The following is a 22,768-nucleotide window of genomic DNA, read 5'->3' as shown; positions in this document are numbered from 1 at the left end:
TAAGCGGTTTGGGTAAAACACAGTTTTTAAATGAACTTAGATAACTTATCTGGTTTAAACTGTATTTAAGATGCTTTTATTTTGAAGACTTTCTCGATCCATTCGATGCTTTCATCAACCATGGTATCGTCGTCTTTTAAATGATTTGCGAAATGTGTAGTGATTTTTTGAATGATTCTGTTACTGATGATTTCAGCTTGCTCTTCATTAAAATCGGCAATTTTTTTGCTTTGAAAATCTAGTTCTGAAGCTTTAATAGCGTTTAATTTTTCTTTTAAAGCATTGATTGTTGGAGCAAATTTTCTGCCTTTCATCCAAGTAACAAATTCTTCTTTGATTTCTTCGATGATTGCTTCAGCTGCTGGAATGTGTAATTTTCTGTTTTCCAAAGTTTCATCTGTCAATTGAGACAGATAATCCATGTGGATTAAAGTTACGCCTTCTAATTCTTCTACGTTTTCATTTACGTTTTTCGGAATCGACAAATCCAGAATCAACAAAGGTTTTTTAAGATTCAAAATGGCTTTGTCAACCGTTGGGTTTTGAGCGCCAGTTGCAACAACCACAACATCGGCTTTTTGAAGTTCTAAATGTAATTCAGAGTAATCTTTAACAATCAGATTTAATTTTCCAGCCAATTTCTCAGCTTTGTCTTTCGTTCTGTTGATTAAAGTAATGTGTTCGTTTTTAGTATGTTTTACTAAATTCTCACACGTATTTCTTCCAATTTTACCAGTTCCAAAAAGTAAAATGTTTTTGTTACTGATATCTTCAACATTCTTCAAAATATATTGTACAGATGCAAAAGAAACCGAAGTAGCACCAGAACTAATTTCTGTTTCTGTTTTAATTCTTTTGCTTGCCTGAATTACCGCATTGACCAATCTTTCCATAAAAGCATTGGCTAATCCCATTGATTTTGAATGTGTAAAACTGGTTTTTATTTGAGATATAATTTCAAAATCGCCTAAGATCTGACTGTCTAAACCAGTTCCTACGCGAAACATATGATTAATTGCTTCCTGATTTTTGTAAACGAAACCAACTTTTTGAAAAGCATCAACAGAACCGTTGCTGTTGTCGCAGATAAGTTTTATTAATTGAAATGGGTGTTCGGCAAAACCGTAGATTTCGGTTCTGTTGCAAGTTGAAGTAACCAGTAAACTTTCTATTCCATCGTTTTTAGCTTGTTCCAGTAAACGTGTTTTCGCAACGGCATCCAAACTAAATTGACCTCTAACCTCAGCATCAGCTTTTTTATAACTCAGACCAACTGAGTAAAAATAAAGGTGTTTCGGTACGTTATTGTTTTCCATAAATTCACTTTCATAAAAGTGCAACAAAATTATTACTATACCATCGATAAAAATAACGCTAAAAGTACTTTTTATGTCGCTGTATGTTTTTTTGAACCTAAATAGGTGTTTTTGAGTAAAAAGGACTACTTTTGTAGCAAAATCAACTCCTTTGAAGTGATTAGTTTAGAGTCGTTCTAAATAACATTTTGAGTTTGTTTCGATTTTTGTTTCAAAAAAATATCGCTATGGGTTCTCAAGAAATTATAAAAATTGAAGACGACTTTACGCTGATCCGTTTTCAAAATGACGGTCTAGAGCCATTTTATGCACAGCATGAAATAATAGGTACTGGCCTGATACAGTTTCACTTCGGGATAAAAGGAAATGCAAAATTCTTATTCAATCAAGGCAATTATGCTTTAGAATTGAAAGAAGAAAAATCGCTACTTTTATACAATCCGCAGAAAGAATTACCGCTAAATTTAGAATTGGCTCCAAACTCTTGGGCGATTTCGGTAATTGTATCGATTAAAAAATTTCACGCGTTGTTTTCTGCCGAAGCCGATTATATTACTTTTTTGAGTCCAGACAATAAGGATAAAAAGTATTATAACGAAGGAAATATCAGTCCGTCAATGGCGATTGTGCTGAGTCAGTTGTTTCATTACAATCTTCATCCGTCTATAAAAAACCTTTATTATAAAGGAAAAGGATACGAATTATTGAGTTTGTATTTCAACAGAACTGAAGATCCGAACGCAGAACAATGTCCGTTTTTAATTGATGAAGATAACGTTCTGAAAATCAGAAAAGCTAAAGAAATTATTATCGCTAATATGGCCGAACCGCCAGGATTGCAAGAATTGGCAGACGAAATTGGTTTGAATTTGAAGAAACTTAAAATGGGTTTCAAACAAATTTACGGCGACACGGTATACGGTTTTCTTTTCGATTACAAAATGGATTTCGCCCGAAAACTTTTAGACAGCGGTTCCTATAATGTAAATGAAGTTGGTTTGAAAATCGGTTACAGTACAGGAAGTCATTTCATCGCGGCATTCAAGAAAAAATTTGCGACAACTCCAAAGAAGTATTTAATGTCGATTAATGCGAATGTGTAAGTTTTTGTTCGCCACTAATTCACGAATTGGCACAAAATAAATAGTTGCTAAATTTCCCGAATCTGCGAGAGAAATCAATTTTATAAATAAAGACATAATTAAAAAGTAATAATTATCATATTTCTAAAAAGTAGCAAGTTCTACTTTTGACGAAATTTTTAAAAACAAATAAAAGCTTAAAGCCTAATGCTTAAAGCCTAATGCAAAAAAACAATAATGAAAGGCGTATTATTAGTAAATCTTGGATCTCCAGAAAGTCCAACTCCAAAAGATGTTAAACCTTATTTAGATGAATTTTTAATGGATAAATACGTGATCGATGTTCCGTATTTATTAAGAGCATTATTAGTTCGCGGTATTATTTTAAGAAAAAGACCAGAAGAATCTGCGCATGCTTATGCAAAAATTTGGTGGGAAGAAGGTTCTCCATTAGTTGTTCTTTCAGAAAGAATGCAGAAAAAGGTTCAGCCTCTTGTAAATGTTCCTGTTTCTTTAGCAATGCGTTACGGAAGTATGACAATCGAAAAAGGACTTCAAGAATTGAGCGATAAAGGAGTTACAGATGTAATGCTTTTTCCTTTATATCCACAATATGCAATGGCTTCAACTTTGACTATTTTAGTAAAAGCAGAGGAAATCCGTAAGAAGAAATTCCCACACATGAAGTTTACAGATGTTCCGGCATTTTACAATAAACCTGATTATATCAAGAATTTAGCCGATTCAATTCAGAAACATTTAGTTGGTTTTGATTACGATCATTTATTGTTTTCTTACCACGGAATTCCAGAGCGTCATATTCGCAAAACGGATGTAACTAAATCGCATTGTAAAATTGACGGTTCTTGTTGCAATACGCCTTCACCAGCGCACGAGTTTTGTTATCGTTACCAATGTTACGAAACAACAAGACAAGTTGTAAAATTATTAGGGCTTCCTGAAGATAAATACAGTCTGACATTTCAATCACGTTTAGCGGGAGATAAATGGTTGGAACCTTATACCGATGTTGAAATTGATAACATGCCAGCAAAAGGAATCAAGAAATTGGCAGTTGTTACACCGGCTTTCGTTTCAGATTGTTTAGAAACTTTAGAAGAAATTGCCATGCGCGCCAAAGAGGATTTTGAAGCAAATGGAGGAGAAGAGTTCTTAGCAATTCCTTGTTTGAATGACGATGACGAATGGTGTAAGACGGTTTCTAACTGGATTAATGATTGGGCGAAATAATATTTAGTTTCAAGTTTCAGGTTTCAAGTTTTTCTCAAAGTTGATAACTTGAAACTTTAAACCTGAAACTTTAAACCGAAAATAATGGAATACTATAATTACTTAAAATCACTGCATCTTATTTTTGTAATTACTTGGTTTGCGGGTTTGTTTTATATTGTGCGTTTGTTTGTTTATCAAATTGAAGCCAATGAAAAACCTTCGCCAGAAAAAGAAATTCTGCAGGCGCAATACAAAATAATGGCCTATCGTTTGTGGTACATTATTACTTGGCCATCGGCGGTTTTGGCGAGTATTTTTGCTTTTTGGATGTTGTTTTTTACAGATGCGGGAAGTGTTTGGATCAAAATGCCATGGATGCACGTAAAATTATGTTTCGTTTTTCTTTTATATTTATATCACGGAAAATGTCATCAGATTTTTAAACAACTGCAAAACGATGAGGTAAAATATACCAATAATTTTATGCGTTTATGGAATGAAGGCGCAACCATTATTCTATTTGCGGTTGTCTTTTTAGTAGTTTTAAAAAGTGCCATCAACTGGATTTTCGGCGTAATCGGAATTATTTTATTCTCCGTTTTAATTATGCTGGGTTTCCGTTTTTATAAAAGAATAAGAGAAAAAAGTAATTAGTAAAAAGTGATTAGTAATTAGTTTCAAGCTTTTACTATTCACTAATTACTATTCACTAATCACTAAAAACATGCTAAACTTCAAAATGACAATGCTATCACTTCGAACTAGGATTTTCCTATCGATGATTGTATTGATTGTTGTGGCATCTTTTTTATTGGCTTCGATTTCGATTATTCAGTTTAAAACTGAGGCCAAAGAATACCATCAGGAACGTTTAGAACGAAAAGAAAATGCGGTAAAAGAACATATTAATTATGTTCTGGCAACTACAACTTATCCGCTAAAAACTCAGAATTTAGATTTAATCTTTAAAGATAAAATTCACGAGTTAGCGCAGATTCATAAAATTGAAATCAACATTTACAGTTTGGATGGAAAACTTTTAAAGTCATCCAAAGAATCTTTCGCTGTAGATAAAATTGCACCTCCAATTCCAGAATATATTCTTAAACTGGTTCGTTCTTCCATCGAAAAACGTTTTGTGGATATTAAAACTATCGATGGAGTCAAAAACCGCTCTTCATACAGTTTAATTAAAGACGAAAAATTTAAACCGCTTGGAATCCTGAATCTTCCTTATTTAGAAGACGATGGTTATTATGATAACGAGTTGAATACTTTCCTAATTCGTCTGAGTCAGGTTTATTCTTTTATGCTGATTGTTGCTTTTGCATTGGCGTATTTCCTTTCAACGTATATCACGAAATCATTAAAAACGATTTCAGAGCGACTAGAAGAGACTAATCTGGATCAGAAGAACGAAAAAATTGTTCTGGAAGCCAACAGTAAAGAAGTTAATTTCTTGATTAGAGCTTACAACGGAATGGTAGACAAATTGGAAACCAGTGCTATCAAACTAGCGCAAAGCGAACGTGAAGAAGCTTGGCGTGAAATGGCGAAACAGGTCGCGCACGAAATTAAAAATCCGCTTACGCCGATGCGTTTGACGGTTCAGAGTTTCCAAAGAAAATTCGATCCTGCTGCTCCAGATGTGAAGCAGAAAATGAATGATTACTCCGAAACTTTAATTCAACAGATAGATACAATGACAGCTGTTGCTTCCGCATTTTCAAACTTTGCTTCGATGCCAGCACAGCAAAACGAAACGCTGAATGTAGTTGAGGTTGTCGAATTGGCTTTGGATATCTTCAACGAAGATTATATTTCTTTTGAAAAAGAAGAAGAAGAAATCATTTCCAAAATGGATCGTACGCAATTGATTCGTGTGATTACCAACTTGGTTAAAAATGCCACTCAGGCTATTCCAGAAAGTCAATTTCAGAAATCGATAGTAGTTTCGGTAAAAAGGCGAAATAACGATGTTGAAATTGCCGTAAAAGACAACGGAATCGGTATTCAGAAACAAGATATCGGAAGAATTTTCGAACCAAAATTTACTACCAAAACCAGCGGTATGGGACTTGGACTCGGAATTATCAAAAACATTATCGAAAATTACAAAGGAACAATTACCTTTGAGTCAACTTACGGAAAAGGAACAACATTTACGGTTTCTCTCCCTATCACCAACTCATAAAATATAGCGTCATGGATTACGAAAATATCTTAATTTCAATTGTAGAAAAAGCTGCTACCATCACTATTAACAGACCAACTAAATTAAATGCTTTAAACAAAGCAACCATTAGTGATCTGAGTAATGCTATTCTATCATTATCTAAAAATGATGATGTTCGTGTTATTATTTTAACCGGAAGCGGAGAGAAAGCCTTTGTTGCTGGAGCAGATATTTCGGAATTTGCAAATTATACCACTGTTGAAGGCGCACAACTAGCTGCTGAAGGACAGGAGTCTTTATTTGATTTTATTGAAAACCTTAAAAAGCCAGTTATTGCAGCCGTTAATGGTTTTGCTCTTGGTGGCGGATTAGAATTGGCAATGGCATGTCATTTTAGAGTTGCTTCGGACAATGCAAAAATGGGACTTCCAGAAGTAACTTTAGGATTAATTCCTGGTTATGGTGGAACACAGCGTTTACCGCAATTAGTTGGAAAAGGACGTGCAATGGAAATGATCATGACCGCTGCAATGATTACTGCTGAACAAGCAAAAGATTACGGTTTGGTAAATCATGTTGTGCCTCAAGAAGAACTTTTGTCATTTACAAACGTAATCGCTCAGAAAATTATCAAAAATGCGCCATTCGCAATTGGAAAAGCAATCAAAGCAATCAATGCCAACTTTAAAGACGGTAAAAATGGTTTTGATACTGAAATAAAATCATTCGGAGAATGTTTTGGAACCGAGGATTTTAAAGAAGGAACCACAGCATTCTTAGAAAAACGTAAAGCTGAATTTACAGGAAAGTAATTTTTTCTTAACCGCAAAGGTCGCAAGGGATTACGAAAAGCACACAAGGAAAATTAAAAAACTTTGCGAACCTTGCGTAAATCTTTGCGACCTTTGCGGTTAAATAAACACAATAATATGTCTTACGAACCAATATTTGCCCTTTTTTGTGAACGAGTTAAAGAAAGCATCCAAAAAGGAACTTTCGCCAAACTGACTTTGGCCAAAACCATGGGAGATACCGAACTTAAAAATGTTTATTTCCGATTGGTTCTCAATGAAGATAATACATTCTCAATTTCGCTGACTTTTCGATATAAAACAGAAGAAATAGAAAGCATTCATACTTTAGATGCAGCCTTGTTGGTTTTAGGCTCACATATCAAAAATCCTTTTTTGACGGCACTTTTATTTACAACTGATGATGATGTGACTTTCAAAGTAAATAAAAAGAATGCAGGAAGTATTATTGAGCAACCTCCAACTTTTAAAAATGCTTCGCCAGTTATGCTGGAAATGATTGAGAAGGGGATTGTTTAAAGAATAATTTAAGTGGCTATGGTCGCTATAGAACTTATTTGTCAGGCTGAGCGAAGTCGAAGCCTACGTTTGCAGAATCACTTTGCGGGGGCTTCGACTTCGCTCAGCCTGACAGAAAAAACCTTGTTCAAACTCTTAAGGGTGTCTCTGTGAACTTCTTTGTGAATCTCTCCGAAATAACCTTTAAACCAGCTTCACAAACAAATTAGAAGCAATTTTATTAGAAATAGACAATTCTCTATCATTCACTTTAATTTTAACCGATAGATCGAAGGATTCTTTAGAAAGCAATTCAATTTTTGATCCTAAAGCGATTCTTTGTTTATCCAGATATTTTAAAAATTCTGACGAAGTATCTTTTACGCCGACACAAACTCCGATTTGATTCTCTTCAAGCTCTGATAAAAGGTGTTTCTCGATTTTAATGATTCGTCCATTTGCATCCGGAATTGGATCGCCGTGCGGATCTTCGGTTGGATTTCCAAGAAAATCGTCCAGACGGTTAATCAATTGCTCCGATTTGATGTGTTCCAACTGTTCCGCAATATCGTGGACTTCATCCCAGCTAAAGTTTAGTTTCTCCACCAAAAATACTTCCCAAAGACGATGTTTTCTCACAATCATTTTTGCAGCCAGTTTTCCGTTTTCGGTTAAAGAAACTCCTTGATATTTTTTATAATTTACTAAATCTTTCTCTGCCAACTTTTTAAGCATATCGGTCACAGAGGAAGCTTTCGTTTCCATAATTTCTGCAATAGCATTGGTGCTCACTTCAGTTTCTAAAGCCGCTGTTAGATGGTATATCGATTTTAAGTAATTTTCTTCTGAAAAGGTCATTTTTTTTAAGCTTCTAAGTTTCTAAGATGCTGAGATTCTAAGTTTTCTTTTCAGGCTTTTTAATAAAAACCTTAGAGTTTTAGTAGCTTAGCATCTTAGAAACTTTATTTAACAATCAACAAAGGTATTGAAATTTTATGTCTCAATTTATCTACTGTTGTGCCGAAAAGAATATCTTTTAATCCAGTGTGGCCGTGGGTTCCCATGACGAGAATGTCAAAATTTCCTTCGTTTATAATTTTCGGAATTACTTTGTTTGGTTTTCCAAAACCAAGTTCTGTTTTGATCTTGAATCCTTTGTCTGAAAGCATGTCCTTGTATTTCAGCAATAATTTCTCATCGATTGTGGTTTCGTGATCGTGAACATGAACGCCATACATTAAGGCTCCGACCGTTTCTACAATGTGAATGAGGGTATATTCTGTGTCAATGCCACCCAATTCAAAGGCTTTGTTCAAAGCAGCTTCATCGGCATGTGAGAAATCGACAGAAACTGCAATGTTTTTGATGCTTTGGCTTTCTCTTGGCGAAAACTTCAATTTAAGATTATGAGGCGAATGATTTATGTTTTTGTTTTTTGCTTTTGCAATAAAAGGATTGAAAATGATGTAGAGCAATAAACCTAAAAAACCGAATGCTAAAGGAACTACTGTAAACCAAAGAATCATCGGATGGTTTGAGTTTGCTAGCCAAGAAGTGATTTCGTCATAAACCAATTTGGCATTTAAAGAAACAATAATCGCTGCGATAATCCAAGATACGACTTGAGTAGTTCTCGAAATGTGAAAACCTTTCATTTTCGACTTATCACTCACAAAATGTATAAGCGGGATAATCGCAAAACCCAATTGCAAACTCAAAATGACTTGACTTAGAATTAACAGTTTTCCAGTCACGCTTTCTCCATAAATCAAAATCACGATTACAGCTGGTATAATAGCAATTAAACGTGTTATAATTCTACGTACCCAAGGCTGAATTCTAAAATGAAGATAACCTTCCATTACGATTTGCCCAGCGAGCGTTCCCGTTACAGTCGAACTTTGTCCAGCGGCGATTAGCGCAATAGCAAATAAAGCTGGGGCCCATTTTGTTCCCAGTAGTGGTTCTAAAAATTTGTGCGCGTCTTGAATTTCGGCCACTTCATACATTCCGTTTTTATGGAAAGTGGCTGCTGCCAGAATTAAAATAGCCGCATTTACAAAGAAAGCAAGATTTAAGGCGATAGTAGAATCTATAAAGTTATATTTTAAAGCTTGTTTGATTCCCGCTGGAGTTCTATCAAATTTTCGGGTTTGCACTAAAGACGAATGCAAGTACAAGTTGTGTGGCATTACAGTGGCACCGATAATTCCGATAGCAATATATAAAGCTGCTGAATTTGGAATCGAAGGAATAAGTCCTTGTAAAACTTTGCCCATTTCTGGCTCGGCAAAAATCATTTCGAAAATGAAAGAGAAGCCAATTATGGCAACCAAAGCAATAATGAAGGCTTCCATCTTGCGAATTCCTTTATTGATCAAGAAAAGCAATAAAAAGGTGTCTAAAACGGTAATTAGAACGGCTTCAAGCAACGGAATTCCGAAAAGCAGATTAATTCCGATTGCCATTCCAAGAACTTCTGCCAGATCGCAGGCCGCAATGGCAATTTCGGCGAGAAAATATAAAATGTAGTTGATGTATTTGGAATAGGTTTCTCGAGAGGCTTGTGCGAGGTCGCGCTGCGTTACAATTCCGAGGCGCGCACTTAAGCTCTGTAAAAGCAACGCCATTAAATTGCTCATTAATAAAACCCAAACCAAAGTGTATCCAAATTGGCTTCCGCCGGCAATGTCAGTCGCCCAGTTTCCTGGATCCATATAGCCAACGCTTACTAAATATGCAGGGCCTAAGAAGGCTAAAATTTTTCTAAAACCTTTTTTTTTGTTTTCTGTAGAAACCGATTCGTGGACTTCTTCTAAAGATTTGGTCATTGTAAAAGTATTGTTTTCACAAATATAGAGAAAAATTATATTCGCGAAACAATATTTTTAGACGAGTCTAAAAGTTAAATGTTAGAATTTAAACAATTCGGACATAATCCTGATAACGTAAAATTGATTTCGTTCACTTTATAATTGTGCGGCATAATGTAACTCGGCTTTACTGTTTCAAGACAAGTAATCTCATGGCAATTCTCGCAACTAAAGTGAGCATGATTATGAATGTGCACACGCTGATGCGAATGATTGCATTTGGCATACTTTACCGTCCCGTCCAAATTTGAAATTTTATGAATTACATCTTCATTAATCAAACGATCCAAAATTCTGTAAATGGTTACGCGATCGCACAAATCATTTAATTGTTTGTGAATTTCGGTATGCGAAAGAGCCGTTTTAGATTTCTCAAACACCTCTAAAACAGCCGTCTTTGCTGCGGTATTACGTGTAGTCTTCATTTTTTACGGAATTAAAATTTAAACGCAACAATGTTGCAATTGATAAAATTGTATATATTTGCAACAAAATTGCATTAAGCAAAAGTACACATAATGAAGAAAATAAGCACATCCTTTTACGATATTTTAGGAATTTCGAGCGCGACCATTTGTCTGGTGCATTGTTTGATTTTTCCTCTTTTAACGATTCTCCCTTTAGGCTTGAGTCACAACCCAATTATAGATTTACTATTTGCTTCGATAGGTTTATTTGCAATTCTCAAAATTATAAAAAAATCAGCTCTCTTGGTATCGTCAATTTTGGTTGTTTCAATGGCGCTGATTTGGATTAGTATTTTGACAGAACTCTTTTTCGAAATTCATCTTGATCTGATTTATTTTGGAGGAATTGGAATGATCATCGGGCATTTAATCAATTACAAATTACATAGAAAACAAAATCATTAAAAATAGAAATATGGAACAGAAGCATTTTGAAGTGATTATCATTGGCGGCAGTTACAGCGGATTATCTGCCGCAATGAGTTTAGGACGTTCATTACGTCAGGTTTTGGTTATCGACAGCGGTTTGCCTTGCAACAGACAGACACCGCATTCTCATAATTTTATTACTCAAGATGGCGAGAAGCCAGCAGTTATTTCGGCGAAAGCCAAATTACAAGTCGACATTTATAAAACTGTTCAATTTTTTAATGGATTTGCGATAAAAGCACTTAAAACAGAAGGCGGTTTCGAAATTGAAATGGAGTCGGGAGTTATTTTTACTTCGAAAAAAGTATTGTTTGCGACGGGAGTTAAAGATTTGCTTCCTGAAATTGAAGGTTTTGCAGCTTGTTGGGGAATTTCTGTTTTGCATTGTCCGTATTGTCATGGCTATGAAGTAAAAAATGAAAAAACTGCTATTATTGCCAATGGTGAAATGGGATTTGAATTTGCTAAATTAATCTCCAATTGGACAAAAGACTTGAGATTATGCACCAACGGAAAATCGGAATTGAGTTTAGAGCAAACACAAATTCTTAAAAATCATGGTGTTCAGATTTTCGAAGAAGAAATAGATTCTTTTGAGCATAATGAGGGTTATATTAAAAAGATCATTTTTAATAACGGAGAAAAAGTGAAGGTAAAAGCTATTTATGCCCGACCGCCTTTTGAACAGCATTGTCCAATTCCTGAAACTTTGGGATGCGATAGTAGCGAACAAGGTTTGTTAAAAGTAGATGGCATGCAGAAAACAAATATTGCTGGAATTTTTGCTAGCGGAGATTGCACAACACAAATGCGATCTGTGGCTATTGCGGTTTCTACCGGTTCTTTTGCTGGCGCCGTAATTAATAAAGAACTTATTGACGAAGATTTTTAGTCAATAGAAAAGAGTAGTTAAGCCATATAAGTTATATAAGTCCATTTTAGCACAAACTTAAATTATCTTATATAACTTATATGGTTTTAAAAAAATATAACATCTTGATTTCAATCAGTTTGAAATTTTTGTTTTAAGAATGATTGTTTGTCGAATTTAATTTTTAGTTTTGTCTAAATTTAATTTTACAACAATGAAATATTTATTTTTGACAATATTAATAATTTCAACACAAAGCATTTTCTCTCAAAATATTACTGGAAAAGTAGAAAGTATACTTCCTATTGGTCAGGAAATTACCATTCGTTTATTAAATACAAACTTTAGAACACAAACTGATTCTTTAGGACTTTATAAATTAGAAAATATTCCTAGCGGAACATATAAAATAAATGTAACCTCAACAGGATTCAAACCCATAACGCAAAGAATTTCAGTTTTAGAAAATGAAAATCTGAACTTGGATTTTGAATTAGAAGAAGATCAAAATGAATTGAACGAAGTGGTAGTTTCAGGAACTCTAAAACCTGTAAAACGATTAGAAAGTGCCGTTCCCGTTGAGGTATATTCTCCAACTTTCTTTAAGAAAAACCCAACCCCAAGTATTTACGATGCGCTTCAGAACATAAATGGTGTCCGCCCGCAGTTGAATTGTGGCGTTTGTAATACGGGAGACATTCACATAAACGGATTGGAAGGGCCATACACTTTGGTTATGATAGACGGAATGCCAATTGTAAGCAGTCTTTCGACAGTTTATGGTTTGTCTGGAATTCCGAATTCTTTGGTGGAACGAATCGAGATTGTAAAAGGTCCAGCGTCGTCTCTTTATGGGAGTGAAGCCGTTGGTGGTTTGATTAATATTATCACTAAAAATCCAACGAATGCACCAACTTTTTCTGCTGATTATTTTACAACTTCCTATTTTGAAAGCAATCTTGATTTAGGAACGAAATTTAATGTTGGAAAAAAAGCGACTTCGCTTATCGGAATTAATTACTTCAACTACGATCAAGTTATAGATAAAGACAAAGATAATTTTACCGATGTTACGCTTTCTGAACGTATTTCGGTTTTTAATAAATGGAGTTTTAAACGAAATCATAATCGATTATTTACCATTGCAGCGCGCGGAATGTATGAAGATCGTTGGGGCGGAGACATTCGTTGGGAAAAAAAATACCGTGGAGGCGATGAAATTTATGGGGAAAGTATTTATACCAAAAGAGCCGAATTAATTGGAAGTTACCAATTGCCGTTTGAAGAAAAATTGATGCTTTCTTTCTCTGGAAATGTTCATTATCAGGACAGCCGTTATGGAACAACTTCGTATATCGCCAATCAGAAAATTGGATTTTTGCAATTGACTTGGGATAAAAAAATTGGACGAAACGATTTGCTGGCAGGAATCGCAAGCCGATATACCTATTATGACGATAACACGACTGCAACCAAAGAAGCTGAAAATACTTGGCTTCCAGGAATTTTTGTTCAGGACGAAATTACATTTTCTCCAAAAAGTCAGGTTTTGTTGGGAATGCGTTATGATTATAACTCTATTCACGGATCTATTTTTACACCAAGATTTGCCTATAGATTTAAGGCAAGCGAAAACACCATTTTTAGATTAAATGCTGGAACGGGTTTTAGAGTTGTGAATTTGTTTACCGAAGATCATGCGGCGTTGACGGGTTCAAGAGACGTTATTATTAAAAATGATTTGAAACCCGAACAATCTGTAAATGTTAATTTGAATTACATTCAGAAAATCAATTTCGGAAACGGAACGTTTATGGGAATTGAAATGACTGCTTTCTATACGAGATTCAGTAATAAGATTATTTCAGATTACGAAACTAATCCAAACGAAATTATCTACGACAATATTGATGGTTATGCAATAAGCCAAGGAATCAGTACAAATGTCGATCTTAATTTTCCTTCTGGATTAAAATTTATTGTTGGAGCAACGGTTTTAGACAACAAAAATGTTGAAAACGGAATTTCGGAAAGACCCTTTTTGACTGAGAATTTCACCGGAACTTGGAGTGTTTCATACAAAATTCAACCTTGGAATTTATCCATGGATTATACAGGAAATGTTTACAGTCCGATGAAATTGCCTTTGTTGAGCGAAACTGACCCAAGAAGTCCAAATTCGCCTTGGTATAGCATTCAGAACATTCAGTTTACGTATTCAGGATGGAAAGATTTTGAAGTTTATGGAGGAATTAAAAACTTGCTGAACTTTACACCAAAACAAAATAATCCGTTTTTGATTTCGAGAACGAATGATCCTTTCGATAAAAATGTACAATATGATTCGGCAGGAAAAGTATTAGTAACGCCAGATAATCCATACGGTTTGACATTTGATACCACTTATGTTTATGGGCAGAACCAAACTATTCGCGGATTTTTGGGATTACGATATACTTTTAGGTAAATTTATAGTCCACAGATTACACGGATTAAAAAGATTTTTAGTCTGTCAGGCTGAGCGAAGTTGAAGCCCTTTCCAATTGGAGTGCCCTTCGACTTCGCTCAGGGAGAAAAAAGATTTTCTAATCCTTTTAATCTGTGGCAAACAAAACAAAAAAATGAAAAAGCTATTTCTATTTATTTTCTTCTTCGGGATAACTTCAACAGGATTTTGCCAATTAAAAAGCAGAACTTTTGAAGAAATAGATAGCTTGCAACAAATTCAAAAACGAAAAATCATTGTTTTCATCCATACCGATTGGTGTCAGTTTTGCCAAAGAATGAAAGCGACAACTTTCAATAATCACGAGATTATAGAAAAACTAAATACCGATTTCTATTTTATTGATTTCAATGCAGAGGAAAAACGAGATATTAGATTTAATAATCACACTTTTAAATTTCAACCTTCGGGGAATAATGTTGGTGTTCATGAATTGGCTTTGGAGCTTGGAACGATAAACAATCAAATAGCATATCCTATTTTATGTGTTTTGAACGATAAGAATGAAATTATCTTTCAATACAACAATTATATGGCGCTAAAAGATTTTAAAGCACTATTAGAAAATCTGGAAAAGTAAATTTTCTTATTTTTGAGAATGAATTCTTCACAAATCCCACATTTCGACTACATATTTACAGGAACAGGACTAGCATCTTTGATGACGGTTTACAAAATGGTTTTGTCTGGAAAATTCTCCGATAAGTCGATTTTATTGCTAGATAAGAATTCAAAGAAAACCAATGACAGAACTTGGTGTTTTTGGGAGAAAGAAGAAAGTGTTTGGAATTCGGTTATTTCAAAAAAATGGGATTCGGCCTTATTTGCCAATGAGAATTTCAAACGCGATTTGGATCTTAGACCTTATTCATATAATAAAATCAAGGGTTTAGATTTTTATGATTTTGTTTTCAAAACCATCTCAAAACAACCGAATATTACTTTTTTAAACGAAAAAGTGACCGATATCAACGAATTGGAAACGCACGTTTTTGTCGGAACAGAAGAGAATCGATATACTTGCGATTATCTTTTCAATAGCATTTATACTAAGGCTTTCGCCGAAAGGCAAAACAAATATCCCGTTTTGCAACAGCATTTTGTGGGTTGGTTTGTGAAAACGAAAGAGGAAGTTTTCAATCCAGAAGAAGTCACTTTCATGGATTTTTCTGTTGAACAAAAAGGAAATACGCGATTTATGTATGTTTTGCCAACTTCAAAAACGGAGGCTTTGGTTGAATATACTTTATTTTCCGAAAAACTCCTTCCGCAAAAAGAATACGAAAAAGCCATTGAGCTTTATCTGAAAAAATTAGGGACAGAAAACTACGAAATTCTCGAAAAAGAGGAGGGAAGTATCCCAATGACTTGCTATCCTTTTTGGAAAAAAAACACCAAACGGGTTTTGAATATTGGTACGGCTGGTGGCTGGACAAAAGCCAGTACAGGTTATACTTTTAAAAACGCAGATAAAAAATCTTCAGATTTGGTGGAGTTTATTCAAGAGAAAGATTTCGAAATGAAAAGTTTTCATAAAAAGTCTAAGTTTTGGTTTTACGATTTATTGCTTTTGGATATTCTCTATCGTCATAACGAACTGGGAAGTTCTATTTTCTCCTCCTTATTTCGAAAAGGAAATCCAAAATTGATTTTTAAATTTTTAGATGAAGAAACGAGTTTTTTTGAAGATGTTAAAGTTATTTTAAAGTGTCCAAAAATACCATTTATTAAAGCGTTATTTAGAGTGATTTTTCTTTCAAATAAATCTAACTAAAAAACGTAACCATTGAAAAACATTATTCTAGGATTCAGTTTATTTTTTACTCTTTTATCGTTTGGACAAGTGTCTAAAAACAAAGCGCAAGATGAGATTGTTACTCAATATCTCGACAGTTGTGCTTATAAGCATAATTATGTTTTTGAAATGTCTGAATGGCAAAATTGTATTGACGAAGGTTTGAAAAAAGACAGTACAATTGCCTATTTATGGCAACAGAAAGCAATGCCGTATTTTAAATGCAAAAAGTATGAAGTTGGCATGCCTTATTTAGATAAAGCAGTGTTCTATGATAAAGAACGCTGGCTTTCTTATCGTGCCTTTATGAAATGCATTTTTTCACATAATTACAAAGCGGCCATTGTTGATTTTGATGAAGCTATAAAATTATACGGAAACAGCTATGTTATGGACCATTCGTTTAATTTTTATAAAGCGCTATGCTATCTTCAGTTAAATGAATACGAAAAAGCAGAAAAGCTTTTAGATGATTATGTGAATGATATTTATAAAAACAGGCAGCAGCTGGAGCATCCTACGGCTTATTTTTATCAAGGAATTGCAAAGTATGAACTTAAAAAATGGGATGAAGCAATTGCTATTTTTGATAAAGCATTAAAAATATATCCAGAATTCTCAGATGCTAAATATTATAAAGCGATTTGCTGGCTCAAGCAAGGTAAATCTCGAGATGAAGTTATCGCATTGGTTGGCATAGCAAGAGAAGATGCCGCAAAAGGATTTTCGATAAACGAAGACAATACTATTTATGAGACGTATCCGTATCAAAAGAAATTTGGCAAGTAGTATTTTATAATCGTAAAAAATAGTTGATAGCCCAAAGTACGTGGTTTTTAGTATGGCAAAATAGAAGCTGGCGCGAATAATTTGTCTTATTCTTTTACTTTAACGACTTTCAGGGGTAGTTATAGATTTGCATTGTACTTAGATTTGTTTATTGTCTAAAGACATAATATGTCGCTTATGATAGACAATTAACGATGAAAGAATTTGTAAATCAATAAGAATGGCCAAGCCTCTAAAATTTGATGAAGAAACAGAAGTAATAGCTGAAATTTGTAAAGCACTCGGACATCCGACGAGAGTTCAGATTATGACTCTTCTGTGGAAAAGAGATCAAAGAACTTGTGGTGAAATAGTGGAATTAATTCCACTAGCGCAATCAACGATATCCAAGCATTTGTTAGAGCTAAAAAAGGCAAATCTGGTTCAGATACAATATGAAGGCAAGAAGACCATTTATTCTGTTGGAGTAGATAATATTAATGCCCTAAAAAATATTGTAGCAGTTATCTTTCGACAATTGAAATTTCTGAAGACAATAAAGAAACAGTTTTAACTACTAAGCATAAAGTAAGAGGCAAGAATAGTCATTTGAAGAAATATAATTACCAGTTTTCGCATAAAAAATCAAAAGAAGAAAGCGAAGTTATTGCTGAAAAATTGGAGTAAGGAGGGTGAACACATACTATATTAAATTTAATATTAAACTATAACAAAACTTTATACTTGAAAGTAACTAGTTGCGAGTAAACTTTGTAACTTTGCAGTTCAAAAAGTACAATTTAAAACAAAAGAATATGTATCCACTAGATATGGTAAAACCAATGGAGGCTGAATTAACAGCAGCTGGTTTTCAAGATTTACATAGTGCTGAAGCTGTAGAGAATGCTATCAAAGCTGAAGGTACCACTTTAGTTGTTGTAAACTCTGTTTGTGGGTGTGCTGCAAGAAATGCACGTCCGGGAGCAAAAATGAGTTTGGATAATGCTAAAAAACCAGATCATCTAATTACTGTTTTCGCAGGTGTAGACAAAGAAGCTGTTGATGCTGCGAGACAACATATGTTTCCATTTCCTCCATCTTCGCCATCTATGGCTTTGTTTAAAAACGGAGAATTGGTTCACATGTTAGAGCGTCACCACATCGAAGGACGCCCAGCTGAATTAATCGCTGAGAATTTACAGGATGCGTTTAACGAGTTTTGTTAATTTTTAAGGTACTAAGGTTCTGAGTTGCTGAGGCTCTAAGGTTTTAGATACAAAGTGACAGAGTAACATAGGCACAAAGCATAAAAACAAAAAGCACTATTAAAATAGTGCTTTTTTTTATGCTTTTCGGGTCAAAAAACTTAGAGCCTCAGCAACTCAGAATCTCAGAACCTTAAAGATTCCATCCCCCTCCAAGTGCTTTGTACAATTCAATCATGGAACTTAATTGTCTTTCAGATAATTGTGCTAGACTTAATTGTGCATTAAAAAGATTCGTTTCTACGTCTAAAACTTCTAAGTAAGAAACGTAACCGCTATCATATCTTTCATGAGAGAGTTTGAAATTTATTAAAGCCGCCTGAACTTGTCTGTTGCGGGCTTTCCATTCTTCTTGATAAGTTCTAACGTTTTGTATCGATTGTTCTACTTCAGAAACGGCACCGATATAGGTTTGTTGATAAAGAAACTTAAACTGTTCTGCTTGTTGTCTGTTTATTTCAACTCTTCTTTTGTTTTTCCCGAAGGCAAATATTGGCCCTGCAATTCCACCAGAAGCATTTTGCATATACGAACTTCCTAGAAACAGATTGCTCAAATCGGCACTGGCAAATCCAGCAATGGCCGCTAGATTAATAGACGGGAAACGCATGGCTTGAGCTACGCCAATTCTTTCGTTTGCTGCCGCATATCTTAATTCGGCCGCTTTGACATCAGGTCTGTTTTCTAATAGAGCAGACGGAATTGACAATGGAATCTTACTGACGATCTGCAACTCGGTATTGCTTTTTCCTCTAGGAATTTCAGAAGGAAGCTGACCGGTAAGCAAAGCAATTGCATTTTCTTGATACGTTATTTGTCTTTCAATGTTAGGAATTGCTGCTTCGGCAATGGCAACCTGCTGTTCAATCTGTACTTTGTCTACTTCAGAGATATATCCTTTTTCGAATCTTTCGGTTATAATCTGATAGTACTTCTCTCTTGTTTCAAGGGTATGTTTGGTTATTTCCAGCTGATCATCAAAATTCCGCATCTGAAAGTACGCTATTGCAATATTGGCAACAATATCAGACAATATTACTTTACGAGCTTCCTCTGTGGCAAGAAGTTCATTTTTAACAGCATTGTTTTCATGACGATATTTTCCCCAGAAATCAAGTTCCCAAGACATAGTCGCACCCGCGGTCGATGGAGTAATATATTTCTTGTTGCTGTTTATCGTAGCTCCATATTGAAAAGACGGAAATAAATCGGCTTTAGTATAACCCAATTCAGCACGAAACTGCTCAATTCTCGAAACCGCAATTTTTAAATCATAATTATTCTCAAGACCTTTTTGTATAAGACCTTTTAAAACATCATCATTAAACAGATCAAACCATTTTAAATTGGTTACCGAAGCGAGACTGTCTAAATTTCTTTCGTTTCTATAAGAATCTGATTTTAACTGCTCAGGTTTTTTATATTTTGGCCCGACCATACATCCTACAGGAAATAAGGAAAGAACCAATACAATAACGATTATCTTATATTTCTTACTCATGGTCTGTAGTATTTGATTCTACATTGTTTTCTCCTGTTGTGATTGTTTCTTCTTTCTTGTGTCCAATTTTTTCAATCATAACAAATAGACCTGGTACAATTAATACACCCAAAACGGTGGCGATCAACATGCCGCTAAACACGGCCATTCCCATTACAATACGAGCTTGTGAACCCGCACCTGTAGCGGTCAGTAACGGAACTACTCCAAGGATGAAAGCAAAAGCAGTCATCAGGATCGGTCGAAAACGAAGTCTCGCGGCATACATTGCCGATTCGTAAAGCGGTTTCCCTTTCTCATATTCTTCTTTCGCAAATTCAACGATAAGAATGGCATTTTTTGCCACTAATCCGATAAGTAAAACGAGTCCGATTTGAGCAAAAACGTTATTGACGTAAGCATCACTTCCAAATCTTGCCAAAAGCAGTCCTAAAAATGCTCCAAATACGGCGAAAGGAGCTCCAAGGAGTACACTAAATGGCAGTTTCCAGCTTTCGTATTGTGCGGCTAGGATTAAGAATACAAAAACTAATGCCATAATAAATACGGAAGATCCTCCAGGCGAATGTTTTTCCTGATAAGACAAGTTGATGTAATCGTAACTCATATCTGCTGGCAAGGTCTGTTTGGCCACTTCTTCTAATGCAGTTAAAGCTTGTGCACTACTGTAACCATCATTTGGGCTACCTCCAATTTCAGCAGATCGGAATAAATTTAAACGATTCGTAAAATCAGGTCCAGATACTTTGGTTGCTGTAACCAATGTGGAGACTGGGAGCATGTCGCCTTTATTGTTCTTCACATAAATCATGTTTAGATCTTCTGGTTTGACACGATTGACAGCTTCTCCTTGCACATAAACTTTATATTGACGTCCAAAACGGTTAAAGTCATTTACATAACTTCCTCCTAAAAATGCCCCAAGTGCTTCGGTGACTTTAGAAACGGGTATTCCTAATTTCATCGCTTTGTCATTGTCGATATCCAGTTTAATTTGTGGAGTACCCGCATTAAAAGTGGTGTAAATTCGTTTTATTTCAGGACGTTGTTGTGCTGCGGCAATAAAATTTTGTGTCTGTTCTGCTAAATATTGAGGCGTATTTCCTCCTCGGTCTTGTAACATTAAACTAAATCCTGCAGAGGCGCCAAGACCTTGAATTGCGGGTGGGCCAAATGAAAAACAAGTCGCAGTTGTAATTTGAGTGGCCAGTTTTTTATTGAATCTGTCTACAAACTGTTTAGCCGTTTCAGCTCTGTCTTCCCAAGGTTTTAGGGAAATAAAAATGAAAGCGTTGTTGGGCTGATAAGAGTTGGTAAGCATACTAAATCCGTTTATCGTAGTATAAGATAAAATAGATTTTTCTTCTTTAAGGAAACTATCAACTTTTTTCGATATTTCATCGGTGCGCTGTAAAGATGATGCAGGAGGTAAAGCAATATTTACCAAAACATAACCTTGATCTTCTTCTGGAATAAATCCTAACGGAATCTTTTTGCCTAAAAGGACAATTGAAACCAGTATGACAGCTAGCAAAACAACAATACGAATTGCTTTTTTGGCAAAAAATGTTGCTCCACCAATATATTTTCCTGTAACATTTTCGAAAACCCTATTAAACCAAGAAAAGAATTTAGCAAGCCATCCTTTTTGCTGATCTACAGGTTTTGTTGGTTTTAAAAGCATGGCACAAAGTGCGGGACTTAAAGACAAAGCACTAAATGCCGAAAAGGCGACCGAGACGGCAATGGTTATGGCAAACTGTTGATAAAAACGTCCCGTAATTCCGGGTGTCATAGCAACGGGGATAAATACGGCGCAGAGGATTAATGCAATTGCAATTACGGGTCCAGAAACGTCTTTCATGGCCTGAATAGTCGCTTCTCGCGGATTTTTCCCATGTTCGATATGATGTATTACGGCTTCTACAACCACAATAGCATCATCGACCACGATACCAATCGCTAATACTAATCCTAAAAGCGAAAGTGTATTGATCGAAAAACCTAACATTGGAAAAACGGCAATGGTACCAATTAAAGAAACAGGAACGGTAATTAACGGAATTAAAGTGGCGCGCCAGTTTTGAAGGAATATAAAAACCACCAAAATAACTAGTATAATAGCTTCAAAAAGAGTGTGCACAATATCATCAACTCCTGCAGTAATAGCCAATGTTGTATCTAAAGATTCTTGATAAACAATGTCTTGTGGAAATCTTTCAGACAATTGTTTCATGGTTGTTTTTGCCATTTCTGCCACATCAAGAGCATTACTTCCAGGCATTTGATATAAGGCAATAACCGCACTTGGAGAACTGTTTCTTCTGGCTGTTGAGCTGTAATTTTCGGTTCCTAATTCAATTCGGGCAATATCGGCCAATAAAACCTGAGCTCCATCTTCTTTGCTTCGAACTACGATATTTCCAAATTCTTGTTCGGTTACTAATCGGTCTTGGAGTGTTACACCATATGTAAATTCGGTATTTGGAGGTGCGGGTTCAGCTCCAAATTTTCCTCCTGGGCTAATCATGTTTTGGGCATTCAATGCATTTTTAACATCTTCAACCGTTACGCCGAGTTTATTCATTATATCTGCCTTTAGCCAAATACGCATAGAATAATCGCTTCCTCCAAAAAGAGCAACCTCTCCAACTCCTTTTATACGAGCAAGCTGGTCAACAACATTGATACTGGCGTAGTTATTTAAAAACTTGGCATCATATTTTGGATTATTGGATGTAATGGTAAATAACATCATAGGGAATGAAAGGGACTTTTTTACCACCACACCCTGCTGTTTTACGCTTGAAGGCATAAACGGAGCAGACTGGTTTTGTCTGTTTTGCGTTAGCATATTGGCATTGTCCAAATTTGTACCTACGTCAAAAGTTACCTCAATGGTACAAGCACCATCAGAAGTATTAACTGATTTCATGTACAACATGTTTTCAACACCATTCACTTTTTGCTCGATAGGAGTAGCAACTGCCTGTTCTACATTGAGCGCATTTGCTCCTGTAAAAGAAGTAGTGATTTTTACAACTGGCGGATTGATATCCGGATATTGCGAAATAGGTGTTTTTTGCAGTGCCAGTAATCCAAGTATCACAATAATAATACTAATTACAATGGCAACAATTGGTCTTCGGACGAAAAATTCTCCCATAATAGTATGT

General features: G+C 35.2%; 20 protein-coding genes. 14 read left to right on the top strand and 6 right to left on the bottom strand.

What is annotated here, in order from left to right:
- Positions 1-65 precede the first annotated feature (65 nt).
- On the bottom strand, positions 66-1,316 hold the full coding sequence (gene hemA / locus QLQ95_RS07960; RefSeq protein WP_012023029.1) for a glutamyl-tRNA reductase: 1,251 nt from the start codon (positions 1,314-1,316) through the stop codon (positions 66-68).
- A 227-nt stretch (positions 1,317-1,543) separates the two neighbouring features.
- On the opposite strand from hemA, the gene QLQ95_RS07955 reads away from it, so the two are divergent.
- From QLQ95_RS07955 to QLQ95_RS07930, 6 genes are all read left to right on the top strand, one after another.
- Positions 1,544-2,419, top strand: coding sequence for a helix-turn-helix domain-containing protein (locus tag QLQ95_RS07955; RefSeq protein WP_095930219.1), 876 nt, complete (start codon positions 1,544-1,546; stop codon positions 2,417-2,419).
- 216 nt (positions 2,420-2,635) lie between these two features.
- Positions 2,636-3,649 (top strand): ferrochelatase, encoded by a 1,014-nt coding sequence (gene hemH, locus QLQ95_RS07950; protein ID WP_482503332.1) that lies wholly within the window; start codon positions 2,636-2,638, stop codon positions 3,647-3,649.
- An 84-nt stretch (positions 3,650-3,733) separates the two neighbouring features.
- The gene (locus tag QLQ95_RS07945; protein WP_482503331.1) at positions 3,734-4,285 is read left to right on the top strand and encodes a CopD family protein; all 552 of its coding nucleotides are present in this window, start codon (positions 3,734-3,736) and stop codon (positions 4,283-4,285) included.
- A 124-nt stretch (positions 4,286-4,409) separates the two neighbouring features.
- The gene (locus QLQ95_RS07940; protein ID WP_095930222.1) at positions 4,410-5,825 is read left to right on the top strand and encodes a sensor histidine kinase; all 1,416 of its coding nucleotides are present in this window, start codon (positions 4,410-4,412) and stop codon (positions 5,823-5,825) included.
- Positions 5,826-5,836: 11 nt separating this feature from the next.
- Positions 5,837-6,619: an enoyl-CoA hydratase/isomerase family protein gene (locus QLQ95_RS07935; protein ID WP_482503329.1), complete on the top strand. Its 783-nt coding sequence runs from the start codon at positions 5,837-5,839 to the stop codon at positions 6,617-6,619.
- A gap of 117 nt (positions 6,620-6,736) precedes the next feature.
- Positions 6,737-7,138 carry a hypothetical protein gene (locus QLQ95_RS07930; RefSeq protein WP_482503328.1) on the top strand — a complete coding sequence of 134 codons (402 nt, stop codon included), beginning with the start codon at positions 6,737-6,739 and terminating at the stop codon, positions 7,136-7,138.
- 183 nt (positions 7,139-7,321) lie between these two features.
- On the opposite strand, the gene QLQ95_RS07925 is transcribed toward QLQ95_RS07930, so the two are convergent.
- The 3 genes from QLQ95_RS07925 to QLQ95_RS07915 all read right to left on the bottom strand — a co-directional run bounded on the left by QLQ95_RS07925 (position 7,322) and on the right by QLQ95_RS07915 (position 10,415).
- Complete coding sequence (locus tag QLQ95_RS07925; RefSeq protein ID WP_320495441.1) at positions 7,322-7,975, bottom strand: metal-dependent transcriptional regulator; 654 nt, start codon at positions 7,973-7,975, stop codon at positions 7,322-7,324.
- A 104-nt stretch (positions 7,976-8,079) separates the two neighbouring features.
- Positions 8,080-9,948: an Nramp family divalent metal transporter gene (locus QLQ95_RS07920; protein WP_095930226.1), complete on the bottom strand. Its 1,869-nt coding sequence runs from the start codon at positions 9,946-9,948 to the stop codon at positions 8,080-8,082.
- Positions 9,949-10,022: 74 nt separating this feature from the next.
- Positions 10,023-10,415 (bottom strand): Fur family transcriptional regulator, encoded by a 393-nt coding sequence (locus QLQ95_RS07915; protein WP_095930227.1) that lies wholly within the window; start codon positions 10,413-10,415, stop codon positions 10,023-10,025.
- Between the two features lie 93 nt (positions 10,416-10,508).
- Here QLQ95_RS07915 and QLQ95_RS07910 point away from each other — a divergent pair, with 93 nt between their 5' ends.
- The 8 genes from QLQ95_RS07910 (at position 10,509) to QLQ95_RS07875 (ending at position 18,052) form a co-directional block, all read left to right on the top strand.
- Entirely contained in the window at positions 10,509-10,862 is a 354-nt protein-coding gene (locus QLQ95_RS07910; protein ID WP_095930228.1) for a MerC domain-containing protein, read from the top strand.
- Between the two features lie 10 nt (positions 10,863-10,872).
- Complete coding sequence (locus tag QLQ95_RS07905; RefSeq protein WP_482503326.1) at positions 10,873-11,778, top strand: NAD(P)/FAD-dependent oxidoreductase; 906 nt, start codon at positions 10,873-10,875, stop codon at positions 11,776-11,778.
- 193 nt (positions 11,779-11,971) lie between these two features.
- On the top strand, positions 11,972-14,224 hold the full coding sequence (locus tag QLQ95_RS07900; RefSeq protein ID WP_482503325.1) for a TonB-dependent receptor: 2,253 nt from the start codon (positions 11,972-11,974) through the stop codon (positions 14,222-14,224).
- A 154-nt stretch (positions 14,225-14,378) separates the two neighbouring features.
- Positions 14,379-14,843 carry a thioredoxin family protein gene (locus tag QLQ95_RS07895; RefSeq protein ID WP_482503324.1) on the top strand — a complete coding sequence of 155 codons (465 nt, stop codon included), beginning with the start codon at positions 14,379-14,381 and terminating at the stop codon, positions 14,841-14,843.
- Positions 14,844-14,861: 18 nt separating this feature from the next.
- Complete coding sequence (locus QLQ95_RS07890) at positions 14,862-16,037, top strand: lycopene cyclase family protein (RefSeq protein WP_482503323.1); 1,176 nt, start codon at positions 14,862-14,864, stop codon at positions 16,035-16,037.
- A 12-nt stretch (positions 16,038-16,049) separates the two neighbouring features.
- Complete coding sequence (locus QLQ95_RS07885) at positions 16,050-16,847, top strand: tetratricopeptide repeat protein (protein ID WP_095930233.1); 798 nt, start codon at positions 16,050-16,052, stop codon at positions 16,845-16,847.
- Positions 16,848-17,067: 220 nt separating this feature from the next.
- A complete protein-coding gene (locus tag QLQ95_RS07880; RefSeq protein WP_482503321.1) occupies positions 17,068-17,400 on the top strand; it encodes an ArsR/SmtB family transcription factor in 333 nt (110 codons plus the stop codon).
- Between the two features lie 241 nt (positions 17,401-17,641).
- Positions 17,642-18,052 carry a BrxA/BrxB family bacilliredoxin gene (locus QLQ95_RS07875; protein ID WP_111284876.1) on the top strand — a complete coding sequence of 137 codons (411 nt, stop codon included), beginning with the start codon at positions 17,642-17,644 and terminating at the stop codon, positions 18,050-18,052.
- 172 nt (positions 18,053-18,224) lie between these two features.
- Here QLQ95_RS07875 and QLQ95_RS07870 read toward each other — a convergent pair whose 3' ends face one another.
- Both QLQ95_RS07870 and QLQ95_RS07865 read right to left on the bottom strand, forming a co-directional pair.
- On the bottom strand, positions 18,225-19,592 hold the full coding sequence (locus QLQ95_RS07870) for an efflux transporter outer membrane subunit (RefSeq protein ID WP_095930236.1): 1,368 nt from the start codon (positions 19,590-19,592) through the stop codon (positions 18,225-18,227).
- Positions 19,585-22,758: an efflux RND transporter permease subunit gene (locus QLQ95_RS07865; protein WP_095930237.1), complete on the bottom strand. Its 3,174-nt coding sequence runs from the start codon at positions 22,756-22,758 to the stop codon at positions 19,585-19,587. The genes QLQ95_RS07870 and QLQ95_RS07865 overlap by 8 nt, the downstream gene beginning before the upstream one ends.
- Positions 22,759-22,768: the final 10 nt, after the last annotated feature.

Source organism: Flavobacterium sp. B330r (genome assembly GCF_056824325.1).
Note: the sequence above shows the minus strand (reverse complement) of the source record. Positions and strands in the feature narration are given on the sequence as shown.

Coding starts and splice junctions, on each gene's coding strand:
- hemA (WP_012023029.1), bottom strand. CDS start 1,316: ATGGAAAACAATAACGTACCGAAACACCTTTATTTTTACTCAGTTGGT.
- QLQ95_RS07955 (WP_095930219.1), top strand. CDS start 1,544: ATGGGTTCTCAAGAAATTATAAAAATTGAAGACGACTTTACGCTGATC.
- hemH (WP_482503332.1), top strand. CDS start 2,636: ATGAAAGGCGTATTATTAGTAAATCTTGGATCTCCAGAAAGTCCAACT.
- QLQ95_RS07945 (WP_482503331.1), top strand. CDS start 3,734: ATGGAATACTATAATTACTTAAAATCACTGCATCTTATTTTTGTAATT.
- QLQ95_RS07940 (WP_095930222.1), top strand. CDS start 4,410: ATGATTGTATTGATTGTTGTGGCATCTTTTTTATTGGCTTCGATTTCG.
- QLQ95_RS07935 (WP_482503329.1), top strand. CDS start 5,837: ATGGATTACGAAAATATCTTAATTTCAATTGTAGAAAAAGCTGCTACC.
- QLQ95_RS07930 (WP_482503328.1), top strand. CDS start 6,737: ATGTCTTACGAACCAATATTTGCCCTTTTTTGTGAACGAGTTAAAGAA.
- QLQ95_RS07925 (WP_320495441.1), bottom strand. CDS start 7,975: ATGACCTTTTCAGAAGAAAATTACTTAAAATCGATATACCATCTAACA.
- QLQ95_RS07920 (WP_095930226.1), bottom strand. CDS start 9,948: ATGACCAAATCTTTAGAAGAAGTCCACGAATCGGTTTCTACAGAAAAC.
- QLQ95_RS07915 (WP_095930227.1), bottom strand. CDS start 10,415: ATGAAGACTACACGTAATACCGCAGCAAAGACGGCTGTTTTAGAGGTG.
- QLQ95_RS07910 (WP_095930228.1), top strand. CDS start 10,509: ATGAAGAAAATAAGCACATCCTTTTACGATATTTTAGGAATTTCGAGC.
- QLQ95_RS07905 (WP_482503326.1), top strand. CDS start 10,873: ATGGAACAGAAGCATTTTGAAGTGATTATCATTGGCGGCAGTTACAGC.
- QLQ95_RS07900 (WP_482503325.1), top strand. CDS start 11,972: ATGAAATATTTATTTTTGACAATATTAATAATTTCAACACAAAGCATT.
- QLQ95_RS07895 (WP_482503324.1), top strand. CDS start 14,379: ATGAAAAAGCTATTTCTATTTATTTTCTTCTTCGGGATAACTTCAACA.
- QLQ95_RS07890 (WP_482503323.1), top strand. CDS start 14,862: ATGAATTCTTCACAAATCCCACATTTCGACTACATATTTACAGGAACA.
- QLQ95_RS07880 (WP_482503321.1), top strand. CDS start 17,068: ATGGCCAAGCCTCTAAAATTTGATGAAGAAACAGAAGTAATAGCTGAA.
- QLQ95_RS07875 (WP_111284876.1), top strand. CDS start 17,642: ATGTATCCACTAGATATGGTAAAACCAATGGAGGCTGAATTAACAGCA.
- QLQ95_RS07870 (WP_095930236.1), bottom strand. CDS start 19,592: ATGAGTAAGAAATATAAGATAATCGTTATTGTATTGGTTCTTTCCTTA.
- QLQ95_RS07865 (WP_095930237.1), bottom strand. CDS start 22,758: ATGGGAGAATTTTTCGTCCGAAGACCAATTGTTGCCATTGTAATTAGT.